This is a genomic window from Rhizobium anhuiense, from assembly GCF_003985145.1.
Taxonomy (GTDB): domain Bacteria; phylum Pseudomonadota; class Alphaproteobacteria; order Rhizobiales; family Rhizobiaceae; genus Rhizobium; species Rhizobium anhuiense.
The window spans coordinates 32,566-45,915 of the sequence record NZ_ML133541.1 but is presented as its reverse complement, the minus strand read 5'-3'; the positions used below and the strand labels follow the sequence as shown (position 1 = coordinate 45,915).

The window sequence follows — 13,350 nt, the reverse complement described above, 5'->3', positions numbered from 1 at the left end:
GCTCGATGCCGATCAATATCACGATGCCCGCCCTCTCTCCGACCATGGAGGAAGGCAATCTTTCCAAATGGCTGGTCAAGGAAGGCGACAAGGTCAAATCAGGCGATGTGATCGCCGAGATCGAGACCGACAAGGCGACGATGGAAGTCGAAGCCGTCGATGAAGGCACGGTCGCCAAGCTCGTCGTTGCCGCCGGCACCGAAGGCGTCAAGGTCAATGCACTGATTGCGGTTCTCGCCGCCGATGGCGAGGATGTCGCCGCTGCCGCAAACGGTGCGGGTTCTGCCGCTCCGGCGCCCAAGGCTGAAGCCGCGCCTGCGCCGAAGGCCGAGGCTGCACCGGCTCCGGCCCAAACCGCTCCGGCTGCAGCACCGGCACCTGCCGCTGCACCCGCATCGGTTTCGGCTGATGGCAACCGCACCTTCTCGTCGCCGCTCGCCCGCCGTCTGGCCAAGGAAGCCGGCATCGATCTTTCGGCAGTCGCAGGCTCCGGCCCGCATGGCCGCGTCGTCAAGAGCGACATTGAGGCGGCTGTTGCCGGCGGTGGCGCCAAGGCTGCTGCTGCGCCTGCACCCGCTGCCGCCCCGCAGGCTGCTGCGCCGGCTCCGGCCGCTGCCGCACCGAAGGGCGCCTCTGAGGAAGCCGTGCTCAAGCTCTTCGAACCTGGCTCCTACGAGCTCGTGCCGCATGACGGCATGCGCAAGACGATCGCCAGGCGCCTGGTCGAATCCAAGCAGACGATCCCGCATTTCTACGTCAGCGTCGATTGCGAGCTCGATGCGCTGCTGGCGCTGCGCGCCCAGCTGAACGATGCGGCGCCGCGCAAGGACAATGCTCCGGCCTACAAGCTCTCGGTCAACGACATGGTCATCAAGGCCATGGCGCTGGCGCTGCGCGACGTTCCGGATGCCAATGTCTCCTGGACCGACAGCAACATGGTCAAGCACAAGCATGCCGATGTCGGCGTCGCCGTCTCGATCCCCGGCGGCCTGATCACGCCGATCATCCGCAAGGCCGAGGAAAAGACCCTGTCGACGATCTCCAACGAGATGCGCGATCTCGGCAAGCGGGCCAAGGACCGCAAGCTGAAGCCTGAGGAATATCAGGGCGGCACCAGCTCGGTCTCGAACATGGGCATGATGGGCGTGAAGAACTTCGCAGCCGTCGTCAACCCGCCGCATGCGACGATCCTCGCGGTCGGCGCAGGCGAACAGCGGGTCGTCGTCAGGAAGGGCGAAATGGCGATCGCCACCGTGATGTCGGTCACGCTGTCGACCGACCATCGCTGCGTCGATGGTGCACTCGGCGCCGAGCTGCTCCAGGCCTTCAAGGGCTACATCGAAAACCCGATGGGCATGCTTGTCTGATAGCAGCGCGGAGGCGGAAATGACCAAGACCGTTCTTTGCTATGGTGACTCGCTGACCTGGGGTTATGACGCCGAGACGATCGGCCGTCATGAGTACAAGAATCGCTGGCCGAGCGTGCTTCAGGCAGCGCTCGGCAGCGAGGCCCGCGTCATCGCCGAAGGCCTGAATGGGCGCACGACCGCTTTCGACGACCACCTCGCCGATTGTGACCGCAACGGTGCGCGCATCCTGCCGACGATCCTGCAGACGCATGCACCGCTCGACCTCGTCATCCTTCTGCTCGGCACCAACGACATGAAGCCGGTCGTGGCGGGGTCCGCCTTTGCCGCCTGCCAGGGCATCAGCCGTCTCGTGCGGCTCATCCGCAATCATGCCTGGCCCTTCGAATTCGATGGGCCGGAGATCTTGATCGTGGCGCCGCCGGCGATCTGCGCGACGGGCAATGTGCCCTTCGCCGCATCCTTTCCCGGCGGCATCGAGGAATCGGCCAAGCTCGCAACGCTTTATCGTGATCTTGCCGACGAACTCGGCTGCGGCTTCTTCGACGGCAACTCCGTCGCCAAGACCACGCCGATCGATGGCATTCACCTTGATGCGGACAATACGCGTGCGCTCGGACGCGGGCTGGAATCGATCGTGCGGATGATGCTGGGGATCTGACCATGACCTCCTTCATCGCCCTCCGGCAGGCCTCACGGCGGGATGCTTCGGAGCTGGCGATTCTGGCGGATATCGCCTCGCGCGGTTTTGCCTCCTGGCTCTGGTTCGCCGATGTGGCGACCGGCATGAGTGACACGCCGCTGGAGCGGGGCCGGCTGAAGATGAGCGAGGAAGAGGCTGTCGGCGGCTGGCGGGATGCCGTCATCGCCGAGGCCTATGGCGAGGTCGCAGGCGTGGCGATCGGCCACGCGCTGGAGGAAGGCATAGATAAGATCGAGGCGACAGTTCCGGCGACCGAGCCGATGCTCGCCTTGCAGAAAACGGTTGTGGGTAGCTGGTTCATCGGCAGTCTCGGCGTCTATCGCCACCTGCGCGGCATCGGCATCGGACGCAGATTGCTGGAGGATCAGATCGAAAGGGCCGATCGCCGCTCCGTCAGTCTCATTACCGCAAGTGATAACGAAGCGGCTTTGTCGCTTTATGGAAGAAACGGATTCTTGGAGGCTGCGCGTGCCGATGCCGTGCCGCTCTTCGATAACAGCAAGAGACACGCGTGGGTGCTCATGACCCGCAGCGCAGCGTAACAAAGGCAGGAAACACATGGCTGAATCCTACGACGTCATCATCATCGGTTCGGGGCCCGGCGGCTATGTCGCCGCTATTCGCGCCAGCCAGCTTGGCCTCAAGACCGCGATCGTCGAGCGCGAGCATATGGGCGGCATCTGCTTGAACTGGGGCTGCATACCCACAAAGGCGCTGCTGCGCTCGGCCGAAGTCCTCGATCATGCAAATCACTTCAAGGATTACGGTCTCGTTCTCGAGGGCACGGTCAAGCCGGATGCCAAGGCCGTCGTTGGCCGCTCGCGCGCCGTCTCCGCCCGTCTGAATGCCGGCGTCGGCTTCCTGATGAAGAAGAACAAGATCGACATCATCTGGGGCGAAGGAAAGCTTTCCAAGCCCGGCGAGATCGTCGTCGGCAAGTCGTCGAAGGCCGTCGTCGAGCCGCAGCACCCGCTGCCGAAGAACGTCAAGGGCGAGGGCACCTATACCGCCAAGCACATCATCATCGCCACCGGCGCCCGCCCGCGCGCGCTGCCTGGCATCGAGCCGGACGGCAAGCTGATCTGGACCTATTTCGAGGCGCTGAAGCCGGATGCGCTGCCGAAGTCGCTGATCGTCATGGGCTCGGGCGCGATCGGCATCGAATTCGCAAGCTTCTATCGCTCGATGGGCGTCGACGTGACGGTCGTCGAAGTCATGCCGACCATCATGCCGGTCGAAGATGCCGAAATCACCGCGATTGCCCGCAAGCAGCTTGAAAAGCGTGGCCTCAAGATCTTCACCAGCGCCAAGGTTTCGAAGGTCGAGAAGGGCGCCGGCAGCGTCACCGCGCATGTCGAGACGGCCGATGGCAAAGTGCAGCAGATCACTGCCGACCGGCTGATTTCGGCCGTCGGCGTTCAGGGCAACATCGAAAATCTTGGCCTCGAGGCGCTTGGTGTGAAGACCGACCGCGGCTGCGTCGTCGTCGACGGTTACGGCAAGACTAATGTCGCCGGCATCTATGCGATCGGCGATGTCGCCGGCCCGCCGATGCTGGCGCACAAGGCAGAGCATGAGGGCGTCGTCTGCGTCGAAAAGATCGCCGGCTTGCCGAACGTTCATCCCACAGACAAGGGCAAGGTCCCGGGCTGCACCTATTGCAATCCGCAGGTCGCCTCCGTCGGCCTCACCGAAGCCAAAGCCAAGGAGCTGGGCCGTGACATCCGCGTCGGTCGCTTCTCCTTTGCGGCAAACGGCAAGGCGATCGCGCTTGGCGAAGACCAGGGCATGGTGAAGGTGATCTTCGATAAGAAGACCGGCGAACTGCTCGGCGCCCATATGGTTGGCGCTGAAGTCACCGAGCTCATCCAGGGCTTCGTCGTCGCGATGAACCTCGAAACAACCGAGGAAGAGCTGATGCACACGATCTTCCCGCATCCCACCGTGTCGGAAACGATGAAGGAAGCGGTGCTCGATGCCTACGGCCGTGTATTGAATGCTTGATAATTTCCCAATCCGCCCTGTATCACGGGGTGGAAAAAACGAAAGGAAATCATCATGTCTATGGAGACGCAGGCGTTGCTGGTATTTCTGCTGATCGGCCTGGTTGCAGGCTTCCTCGCAAGTCTGGTCGTCGGCGGCGGCGGGTTGATAAGATGCCTGCTGAGCGGCATCATCGGCGCCTTCGTCGGCGGTTATCTGTTCAGCGCGCTCGGCATTTCGCTGGGCATTGAGAACGCGCTTGTAGTGCAGATCATCCACGCCACGGTCGGCGCCATTATCGTGGTTCTGATCGCAAGAGCGGTCGCTTAAGGGGCAAAAGAGGGCAGGAATGGAAGGCGTCGGCTGGATTTCGGCAATCATCATCGGCGGACTTGCGGGCTGGCTCGCCGGCAAGCTGATGGAAGCACGATACGGGATTTTCCTGAACATCGTGCTCGGCATCGTCGGCTCGGTCGTCGCCAGCGCCGTCCTCGCGCAGTTCCATGTCCAGGTGGTCGGCGGACGGCTCGGTTACTTCGTGACGGGTTTCCTCGGCGCCTGCCTGTTGATATTCCTTGTGCGACTGGTGCGGCGCTAGATCCGAATGATGTGCCGCATAGAGGCGGTAGAAAGCTGAAACTGCAATGGTGACCATCCTCGACACGATCAATCCCGACGCCAAGCGCGTGCGGCATCCGGAGAAGGCGCATCGCCCGGATACGGAAGTCATGCGCAAGCCGGACTGGATTCGCGTCAAGGCGCCGACCTCCAAGGGTTATGCCGAGACGCGTGCGATCGTGAAGGAGCACAAGCTCGTCACCGTCTGCGAAGAGGCTGGCTGCCCGAATATCGGCGAGTGCTGGGACAAGAAGCACGCGACTTTCATGATCATGGGCGAGATCTGTACCCGCGCCTGCGCCTTCTGCAACGTCGCCACCGGCAAGCCGAATGCCCTCGACATGGCCGAGCCTGAGAATGTCGCCAAGGCGGTCAAGGAGATGGGCCTCAGCCACGTCGTCATCACCTCGGTCGACCGTGACGACCTGGCAGACGGCGGCGCCGAGCACTTCGAAAAGGTGATCTGGGCAATCCGGGCGGCCTCGCCGATGACGACGATCGAGATCCTGACGCCGGACTTCCTGAAGAAGCCTGGAGCGCTGGAACGGGTCGTCGCCGCCAAGCCCGACGTCTTCAACCACAATATGGAGACCGTGCCCGGCAATTATCTGACGGTTCGCCCCGGCGCCCGCTACTTCCATTCCATTCGCCTGCTGCAGCGGGTGAAGGAACTCGATCCCACCATGTTCACCAAATCAGGCATCATGGTCGGCCTCGGCGAAGAACGAAACGAAGTCCTCCAGCTGATGGACGATCTGCGCACCGCCGACGTCGATTTCCTGACGATCGGCCAGTACCTGCAGCCGACCCGCAAGCACCACAAGGTCATGAGCTTCGTCACGCCCGACGAGTTCAAGTCATACGAGACCGTCGCCTACAGCAAGGGTTTCCTGATGGTCGCCTCGAGCCCCCTGACCCGCTCCTCGCACCATGCCGGCGACGACTTCGCGCGATTGCGGGCGGCACGGGAGAAGAAGCTGCTGATGGCCGCCGAGTAAGATCCGGTACTTGCTTTTTGAATGAACCGCGGCGATTTTTGCCGCGGTTTTTCTTTGAGCAATCGACGATGAACGGCACATCCGGATTGAAATCGACGCTGGTCGAAGTCGACCGTATCCTGGTGATCGGCTGTCCCGGCAGCGGCAAGAGCACGCTGGCAAAGCGGCTGTCGCAAGCGCTCGGCCTTGATTACATATCGATGGATCGCGACTTCTACTGGCTACCGGGGTGGCGAAAGAGGCAGCGCGACGAGATCGACAGCCTGATCGCCAAGGCGGTGGCGAAAGAACGCTGGATCATGGATGGAACCGGGCTGAGCTCCTTCCATTTGCGCCTTCCGCGTGCCGAAACCGTCATTTGGCTTCGGTTGCCCAGATCTGCCTGCCTGTACGGAGCAATATCGAGAGGCTTGCGCTATTTCCGGCGCAACCGTCCCGAGCTGCCTGCCGGCTGTCCCGAACACCTCTCGCTGGACTTGCTTGCCTATATCTGGAATTTCGAGCGGGATGCCGCCCCCTTGATCGAAGCAGCACTTCGGGATTATCGGCTTCTCAATTCCACTGTCATCATAAGATCGCGAAAGGCAGCTCGCCGCTTCGCCGTTCTCGCGCATGGGCTCAAGGGAGTTGCATGATGGACCTGAGGGCAGAGCTGCCACCGCGACAGCAGATCGCCGATCTCAGACTGGCTGCGCAGCATATCGGTACAGCACGCCGCATCCTCGTCATGGGCTGCTCGGGCGGCGGTAAATCCACTCTGTCGTTGAAGATCGCCACACGCTTCCGGCTTTCCTATATTTCGCTCGACCGCGACGTCTTTTGGCTTCCCGGCTGGGTGACGCGCGACAGGGGCGAGCAGAGAAATATCATCGCCAGCCGGATACTCGAAGAACGTTGGATAATGGACGGCACGAACCCGTCCTCCTTAGACATTCGGCTACCGCGCACCGATTTCGTCATCTGGGTGCGCATGCCGCGGCTTCTCTGCATCTGGGGCGTGGTCAGTCGGTGGGTGAGATGGATCGGCCGCACCCGGCCGGAAATGGCGGCGGGTTCCATTGAGAAGATCGATTGGGAGTTTCTCCGCTTCATCTGGACCTTCGAAGACAAGTTCGTGCCTCGCATTATCTCCGGCATCGCCGAGCACGGTCCTGATGTGCCCGTTCTCCAGCTAAAATCCCGTCGTGAGGTGCGCGAGCTTCTTGATCTTCTCCACGCGCCCGCTTAATTGCCGCCTATGCCGCAATTCGAAACGCACCGTCCCGTCCCGCACACGCCCGAACAGATGTTCGATCTCGTCGCCGATGTCGAGCGCTATCCGGAATTCCTGCCGCTCTGCGAAGCGCTGACCATTCGAAGCCGCAAGGAGCGCGACGGCAAGATCCTGCTCGTCGCCGATATGACGGTCGGCTACAAGGCGATCCGCGAGACCTTCACCACACAGGTGCTTCTGAACCGGGCCGAGCAGGTCATCGAGGTCAAATATATCGATGGCCCGTTCAAATATCTCGACAATCGCTGGCACTTCTCGGAGATGCCGACTGGCGGCTGCACCGTCGATTTCTTCATCGATTACGAGTTCAAGAGCCGCATTCTCGGCGCGTTGATGGGTTCGATGTTCGACCGCGCCTTCCGCATGTTCACCGAAGCCTTCGAGACCAGGGCAAACAGGATCTACGCTGCGGCCTGACGGGACGATTACCCTTTCAGCCGGCGAAGAGCGAATGCACCATCTCCAGCGCCGTCCTGACCGTTGCCAGCCGAACCTCGCTGCGGCCGATATCGCCATAGAGCATCTTTCGGTGGATGAACGCGCTGGTGCGCGATTTGGCGGCGAGGTGCACGAGGCCGACCGGTTTTTCCGCCGATCCGCCGCCGGGGCCGGCAATGCCGGTGACGGCAACGGCGATCTCGGCGCGCGAGCGGAAGAGGGCGCCATGCACCATCTGCCGCGCCGTTTCCTCGGAGACCGCCCCGAAGCGCAGCAGCGTTTCCGCCTGCACGCCGAGCATGTCCACCTTGGCGCTATTCGTATAGGTGACGAAGCCGCGATCGACGACGGCGGAGGAGCCCGATATCTCAGTCAGCGCCCCGGCGATCAACCCGCCGGTGCAGGATTCGGCTGTGGACAGCATCAGCCCGGCGGCCGTGAACTCACGGATGATCGTCTCCGCTGCCGAAATGATATCCGGAGGAAACAGGCTCATCACTTTCTCCCGCGATAGACGACGGTTGCCGTCGCAATCGCCGCAATGCCTTCGCGCCGGCCGACGAAGCCGATCGTCTCGTTGGTCGTCGCCTTGACCGAGCAGCGCTCGATATCGATGCCGAGATAATCCGACAGTTTCGCCCGCATGGCGTCGCGATGCGGGCCGACCCGCGGCGCTTCGGCGATCAGCGAGACATCGGCATTCATGATCGTGCCCCCGCGCTCGCGCACAATCCGGGCAGCGTGTTCGATGAAGATCTTTGAGGGCGCGCCCTTCCATTGCGGATCGGACGGTGGGAAATGATCGCCGATATCGCCGGCACCGCAGGTGGCAAGCAGCGCATCCGTCAGCGCATGCAGCGCGACGTCGGCATCGGAGTGGCCTTTGAGCTTCTGGTCATGCGGAATGAACACGCCGCAGAGTGTGACACCATCGCCGGCTTCGAGCTGGTGCACGTCGTAGCCGTTGCCGGTGCGCACGTCCGGAAGCAGCGAAGCCGACAGCTTACCGTCGGCCATGGCGATATCGTCCTTGACCGTCAGCTTGACGTTATCGGCCGTGCCCTCGACGATCGTCACCGGAATGCCCAGCCATTCGGCGATCGAAGCATCGTCGGTGAAATCGCTTCGTCCGCTGGCGGCCGCCTTCTCATGCGCATCGAGGATCGTTTCGAAGGCGAAGGATTGCGGCGTCTGCGCCGCATAGAGGTGCTCGCGCGAAACCGTCGCCAGCACGGTGCCGGTGCTGTCGGCGCGTTTCAGCGTATCGGTGACCGGGATCGCCGGCAACACCGCCTGCGCGCCGTTGCCAAGGCTGTCGGCAATACGATCCAGAAGCTCATGGTCGAAGAACGGCCGCACGGCATCATGGATCAGCACGTGGCTGATCTGCTTGTCCTTGAGGTATCTGAGGCCGGCCAGCACGGATTGCTGCCGGGTCGCGCCGCCATGCACCGTTTCGATCGGCGTTGCCGAGATGATGTGGCGGAAAGCTCTTGCAAACAGCGCCTCGTCATCGGGATGAATGACGACGACGATCTGCTTTGCCGCTTCCCATGTCATGAAGTTTTCAAGCGTATGGACGATAACCGGCTTGCCGCCGATCATGCGATACTGCTTGGGGCCTTCCTTGGAGGATCCTGCGCGCTCGCCGCGGCCGGCGGCGACGATGACAATTCCAGCCGATATCGGTTGCTTAGAAGGCATTTGCAGCATAAATCCCCTAATTATGCGGAATTGACCCGAGTGCTCTAACGTCTTGCTTTGGCGTTTTCCAGCATCTGCCCGAAAAATATCAATTCCCATCCCAGCCCCCTTGGCAAGCTAGGGAATAGTGGCTAAAAATAATGCAGTTCTATTGTGTGCCCGAAAGATAATCATTTGATTTCCAAGGACCTCGCAGCGTCTTTCCGAATCGGACCTGTGTCCGTGCGGAACCGCGTTGTGCTGGCGCCGATGTCCGGCGTCACGGATATGCCCTTCCGCGAGCTTGCCTGGCGCTTCGGCGCCGGCCTCGTCGTCACCGAAATGGTGGCGAGCCGCGAATTGGTCAATGACACGGCCGAATCGTGGTCGCGGCTGCGGGCTGCGGGCTTCCGGCCGCATATGGTGCAGCTTGCCGGACGCGAGGCGCACTGGATGGCGGAAGCCGCCAAGATCGCCGCCGATCATGGTGCCGATATCATCGACATCAATATGGGCTGCCCGGCGAAGAAAGTGATCGGCGGTTATTCCGGTTCGGCGCTGATGCGCGATCCCGATCACGCGCTCGGCCTGATCGAGGCGACGGTCAAGGCCGTCGACATTCCGGTGACGCTGAAGATGCGCCTCGGCTGGGATGAGAATTCGATCAATGCGCCCGACATCGCGCGCCGCGCCGAGGCGGCCGGTATCCAGCTTGTGACCATTCACGGGCGCACCCGCATGCAATTCTACGAAGGCCGTGCCGATTGGGACGCGATCCGCGCTGTCCGCGAGGTAATCTCCATACCGCTGATCGCCAATGGCGATGTCGAAACCGCGGGCGACGCGCAGGAAATATTGCGCCGCTCCGGCGCCGATGCCGTCATGATCGGTAGGGGCTGCCAGGGCAGGCCGTGGCATGCCGGCGTCATATCAGGTGTGGCCGAGCCGCTGTCGCTTGAAATCGCCGATATCGCCGTCGAGCACTACCGGATGATGCTGGATTTCTACGGCGAAGCGGTGGCCATCCGCCATGCCCGCAAACACCTGGGCTGGTATCTCCAGCGTTTCGCCCCGGATCTCGCCGGCGGCGAAAAGGCTGCGATCATGACCTCGCGCAATCCCAGCGAGGTGGCTGCACGGCTTTACGATGCATTGGCGGCAGGTGTTGTCGACAGCCGGGAGGCGGCATGACGAAGGATATGACATCTCCGTCCGATCAGGCCGGCGGAACCACCGTCGCCATGGCCGTGCTGAACGCCATCCAGAACCCCGTTATCATGGTCGACGAATCCGGCTTCGTCGTTTTCGCCAATTGGGAGGCCGAGGCCTTCTTCGGCGCCAGCGCCTCGCATCTGGCGCGGTACCGGATTTCGACCTTCATTCCCTTCGGCAGCCCGTTGCTGGCCTTGATCGATCAGGTTCGCGAGCGCAAGGCGCCGGTCAACGAATATCGCGTCGACCTGAGTTCGCCGCGCCTCGGCCAGGACAAGCTCGTCGATCTCTACGTCGCCCCGGTGCTCAGCGAACCCGGCGCCGTCGTCATCGTCTTTCAGGAACGCTCGATGGCCGATAAGATCGACCGGCAACTGACGCATCGCGCTGCTGCCCGTTCGGTGACCGGCCTCGCCTCGATGCTGGCGCACGAGATCAAGAATCCGCTTTCCGGCATACGCGGCGCTGCCCAGCTGCTCGAGCAGTCTGCGATCGACGACGACCGGGCGCTGACCCGGCTGATCTGCGACGAGACCGATCGCATCGTCTCGCTGGTCGATCGCATGGAAGTCTTTTCCGACGAACGTCCCGTCGACCGAATGCCGGTCAATATCCATTCCGTGCTCGATCATGTGAAGGCGGTCGCCAAGGCGGGTTTTGCCCGCAATATCCGCGTCACCGAGAGTTATGACCCGTCGCTGCCGGCCGTTTATGCCAATCGCGACCAGCTCGTGCAGGTCTTCCTCAATCTGGTGAAGAACGCCGCCGAAGCGGTCGGCGATCGCCCGGACGGCGAGATCATGCTGACGACGGCTTATCGCCCCGGCATCCGCCTGTCGGTCGCCGGCACCCGCGAAAAGATCTCGCTGCCGCTGGAATTCTGCGTCCACGACAATGGTCCCGGCGTCCCCTCCGATCTGTTGCCGCATCTCTTCGATCCGTTCATCACCACCAAGCCGAACGGCAGCGGCCTCGGCCTTGCGCTGGTCGCCAAGATCATCGGCGATCATGGCGGCATTATCGAATGCGACAGCCAGAACAGCCGCACGACATTCCGCGTTCTCATGCCGGCGTCGAAGGACGCCTCGCTCGAAGACGCCACTACCGCAAGCTCGACAGGACCTTCTCGATGACAGCCACGATCCTTGTTGCAGATGATGATGCGGCCATCCGGACCGTGCTCAACCAGGCTTTGAGCCGCGCCGGCTATGACGTCCGCATCACCTCCAACGCCGCTACCCTCTGGCGCTGGATTTCCGCCGGCGAGGGCGATCTTGTTGTCACCGATGTGGTGATGCCCGACGAAAACGCCTTCGACCTGCTGCCGCGCATCAAGAAGGCGCGTCCCGACCTGCCGGTTCTCGTCATGAGCGCGCAGAACACCTTCATGACCGCCATCAAGGCCTCGGAGAAGGGCGCTTACGACTATCTGCCGAAGCCCTTCGACTTGACCGAGCTGATCGGCATTATCGGCCGTGCGCTCGCCGAGCCGAAACGCAAGCCCGCCAAGCTCGAAGAGGATATGCAGGACGGCATGCCGCTGGTCGGCCGGTCGGCGGCGATGCAGGAAATCTATCGCGTGCTCGCACGCCTGATGCAGACGGACCTGACGCTGATGATCACCGGCGAATCCGGCACCGGCAAGGAGCTCGTCGCCCGCGCGCTGCATGACTATGGCAAGCGCCGCAACGGCCCCTTCGTCGCGATCAACATGGCGGCGATCCCGCGCGACCTGATCGAATCGGAACTCTTCGGTCATGAGAAGGGCGCCTTTACCGGCGCGCAGACCCGCTCGACCGGCCGCTTCGAGCAGGCCGAGGGCGGCACGCTCTTCCTCGACGAAATCGGCGACATGCCGATGGACGCCCAGACGCGGCTCTTACGCGTCCTGCAGCAGGGCGAATACACCACTGTCGGCGGCCGCACGCCGATCCGCACCGATGTGCGCATCGTCGCCGCCACCAACAAGGACCTGAAGCAGGCGATCAACCAGGGCCTGTTCCGCGAAGATCTCTATTACCGGCTCAATGTCGTGCCGCTGCGCCTGCCGCCGCTGCGCGACCGCGCCGAGGATATTCCCGATCTCGTGCGCCATTTCATCCAGCAGGCCGAAAAGGAAGGCCTCGGCTCCAAGCGCTTCGATCAGGAGGCCCTGGAACTGATGAAGGCCTACGCCTGGCCGGGCAACGTCCGCGAGCTGGAAAACCTCATCCGCCGCCTGATGGCGCTCTATCCGCAGGATGTCATCACCCGCGAGATCATCGACGCCGAGCTGCGCTCCGACGTGCCCGACAGCCCGATCGACAAGGGGCCGATCCGCAGCGGGTCGATGACGATCGCGCAAGCCGTCGAGGAGAATATGCGCACCTACTTCGCAAGCTTCGGCGAAAACCTGCCGCCGCCCGGCCTCTACGACCGCGTGCTGACCGAACTGGAATATCCGCTGATCCTCGCCGCCCTGACGGCGACGCGCGGCAACCAGATCAAGGCTGCCGATCTCCTTGGTCTCAATCGAAATACCTTGCGCAAGAAGATCAGGGAACTTGGCGTGTCGGTCTATAGGAGCTCCCGCACCGCCTGAGCGGGCTCTGGCCGGGCTCCCCGGTCGCGAGGACGTTTATGAATGGCTCATCGGCGCACGCTCCGACTGAGTTGGCCTGATGTCGGACATCGCTTCACCAGCATGGTGACCCTGCAACTCAGGCTTCAGATCGACTGCGCGCAAGACTGACAGAAAGGTGTGTGAGGAACGGCGTCAAGCCTCCTCTCGCTGATCGGCCTGCCGCACTTTACACAAGTGCCAAAGGTTCCGGCTTGTATCCGGTCCAGTGCCGCCTGTACGGCCAGGAGTTCCTTCTGTCCAGCCTCGCCGAGCTCTTCCAGGACTTCATCGTTATTGCGCTCTGTGGCGCGATCATCGTCATCAGGATTCCGAGGCTGCACGAAATCATGTTCGATCGCTTGCAGGCGGGTTTGTAGCTCGCGCCGGCGTTGGTCAAGGATCGCCTTGTGCTTTTCGAGATGCTGCCTCGTTTGCGAGGAGGAATGCTTCTGCATGGTCGCTCTCCGGCCGGC

General features: G+C 62.4%; 16 protein-coding genes. 13 read left to right on the top strand and 3 right to left on the bottom strand.

What is annotated here, in order from left to right:
* The first annotated feature begins 5 nt into the window (after positions 1–5).
* The 10 genes from EEQ99_RS31495 (at position 6) to EEQ99_RS31450 (ending at position 7,359) form a co-directional block, all read left to right on the top strand.
* Positions 6–1,367 carry a pyruvate dehydrogenase complex dihydrolipoamide acetyltransferase gene (locus EEQ99_RS31495; protein ID WP_127431750.1) on the top strand — a complete coding sequence of 454 codons (1,362 nt, stop codon included), beginning with the start codon at positions 6–8 and terminating at the stop codon, positions 1,365–1,367.
* Between the two features lie 19 nt (positions 1,368–1,386).
* Positions 1,387–2,028, top strand: a complete 642-nt coding sequence (locus EEQ99_RS31490) for an SGNH/GDSL hydrolase family protein (RefSeq protein WP_047614987.1) — start codon at positions 1,387–1,389, stop codon at positions 2,026–2,028.
* Positions 2,029–2,030: 2 nt separating this feature from the next.
* Positions 2,031–2,612, top strand: coding sequence for a GNAT family N-acetyltransferase (locus EEQ99_RS31485; protein WP_063475514.1), 582 nt, complete (start codon positions 2,031–2,033; stop codon positions 2,610–2,612).
* Positions 2,613–2,628: 16 nt separating this feature from the next.
* On the top strand, positions 2,629–4,074 hold the full coding sequence (lpdA, locus tag EEQ99_RS31480) for a dihydrolipoyl dehydrogenase (protein WP_097544392.1): 1,446 nt from the start codon (positions 2,629–2,631) through the stop codon (positions 4,072–4,074).
* Between the two features lie 54 nt (positions 4,075–4,128).
* Positions 4,129–4,383: a GlsB/YeaQ/YmgE family stress response membrane protein gene (locus EEQ99_RS31475; RefSeq protein ID WP_003539329.1), complete on the top strand. Its 255-nt coding sequence runs from the start codon at positions 4,129–4,131 to the stop codon at positions 4,381–4,383.
* A 19-nt stretch (positions 4,384–4,402) separates the two neighbouring features.
* Positions 4,403–4,651 carry a GlsB/YeaQ/YmgE family stress response membrane protein gene (locus tag EEQ99_RS31470; protein ID WP_047614990.1) on the top strand — a complete coding sequence of 83 codons (249 nt, stop codon included), beginning with the start codon at positions 4,403–4,405 and terminating at the stop codon, positions 4,649–4,651.
* 46 nt (positions 4,652–4,697) lie between these two features.
* Complete coding sequence (gene lipA / locus EEQ99_RS31465; RefSeq protein WP_063475516.1) at positions 4,698–5,669, top strand: lipoyl synthase; 972 nt, start codon at positions 4,698–4,700, stop codon at positions 5,667–5,669.
* A 68-nt stretch (positions 5,670–5,737) separates the two neighbouring features.
* On the top strand, positions 5,738–6,304 hold the full coding sequence (locus EEQ99_RS31460; RefSeq protein ID WP_127431749.1) for an AAA family ATPase: 567 nt from the start codon (positions 5,738–5,740) through the stop codon (positions 6,302–6,304).
* Positions 6,301–6,897 carry a P-loop NTPase family protein gene (locus EEQ99_RS31455; RefSeq protein WP_127431748.1) on the top strand — a complete coding sequence of 199 codons (597 nt, stop codon included), beginning with the start codon at positions 6,301–6,303 and terminating at the stop codon, positions 6,895–6,897. The genes EEQ99_RS31460 and EEQ99_RS31455 overlap by 4 nt, the downstream gene beginning before the upstream one ends.
* A gap of 9 nt (positions 6,898–6,906) precedes the next feature.
* Positions 6,907–7,359 carry a type II toxin-antitoxin system RatA family toxin gene (locus tag EEQ99_RS31450; protein ID WP_047614994.1) on the top strand — a complete coding sequence of 151 codons (453 nt, stop codon included), beginning with the start codon at positions 6,907–6,909 and terminating at the stop codon, positions 7,357–7,359.
* A 16-nt stretch (positions 7,360–7,375) separates the two neighbouring features.
* Here the strand turns inward: EEQ99_RS31450 and EEQ99_RS31445 are convergent, their stop codons facing one another.
* Both EEQ99_RS31445 and EEQ99_RS31440 read right to left on the bottom strand, forming a co-directional pair.
* Complete coding sequence (locus EEQ99_RS31445) at positions 7,376–7,876, bottom strand: CinA family protein (protein WP_047614996.1); 501 nt, start codon at positions 7,874–7,876, stop codon at positions 7,376–7,378.
* Positions 7,876–9,093, bottom strand: coding sequence for a bifunctional 2-C-methyl-D-erythritol 4-phosphate cytidylyltransferase/2-C-methyl-D-erythritol 2,4-cyclodiphosphate synthase (locus EEQ99_RS31440; RefSeq protein WP_047614998.1), 1,218 nt, complete (start codon positions 9,091–9,093; stop codon positions 7,876–7,878). The genes EEQ99_RS31445 and EEQ99_RS31440 overlap by 1 nt, the downstream gene beginning before the upstream one ends.
* Positions 9,094–9,237: 144 nt before the next feature.
* Here EEQ99_RS31440 and dusB point away from each other — a divergent pair, with 144 nt between their 5' ends.
* Genes dusB through ntrC form a run of 3 tightly spaced genes read left to right on the top strand, consistent with a single transcriptional unit; the run spans position 9,238 to position 12,856 of the window.
* Complete coding sequence (dusB, locus tag EEQ99_RS31435) at positions 9,238–10,254, top strand: tRNA dihydrouridine synthase DusB (protein WP_174824520.1); 1,017 nt, start codon at positions 9,238–9,240, stop codon at positions 10,252–10,254.
* Entirely contained in the window at positions 10,251–11,408 is a 1,158-nt protein-coding gene (locus EEQ99_RS31430; protein WP_047615748.1) for a two-component system sensor histidine kinase NtrB, read from the top strand. The genes dusB and EEQ99_RS31430 overlap by 4 nt, the downstream gene beginning before the upstream one ends.
* On the top strand, positions 11,405–12,856 hold the full coding sequence (gene ntrC, locus EEQ99_RS31425) for a nitrogen regulation protein NR(I) (RefSeq protein ID WP_047615004.1): 1,452 nt from the start codon (positions 11,405–11,407) through the stop codon (positions 12,854–12,856). Before EEQ99_RS31430 ends, ntrC begins: the two co-directional genes overlap by 4 nt.
* A 125-nt stretch (positions 12,857–12,981) precedes the next feature.
* Here ntrC and EEQ99_RS31420 read toward each other — a convergent pair whose 3' ends face one another.
* Positions 12,982–13,332: a TraR/DksA family transcriptional regulator gene (locus tag EEQ99_RS31420; protein WP_097544400.1), complete on the bottom strand. Its 351-nt coding sequence runs from the start codon at positions 13,330–13,332 to the stop codon at positions 12,982–12,984.
* Between the last annotated feature and the right edge of the window lie 18 nt (positions 13,333–13,350).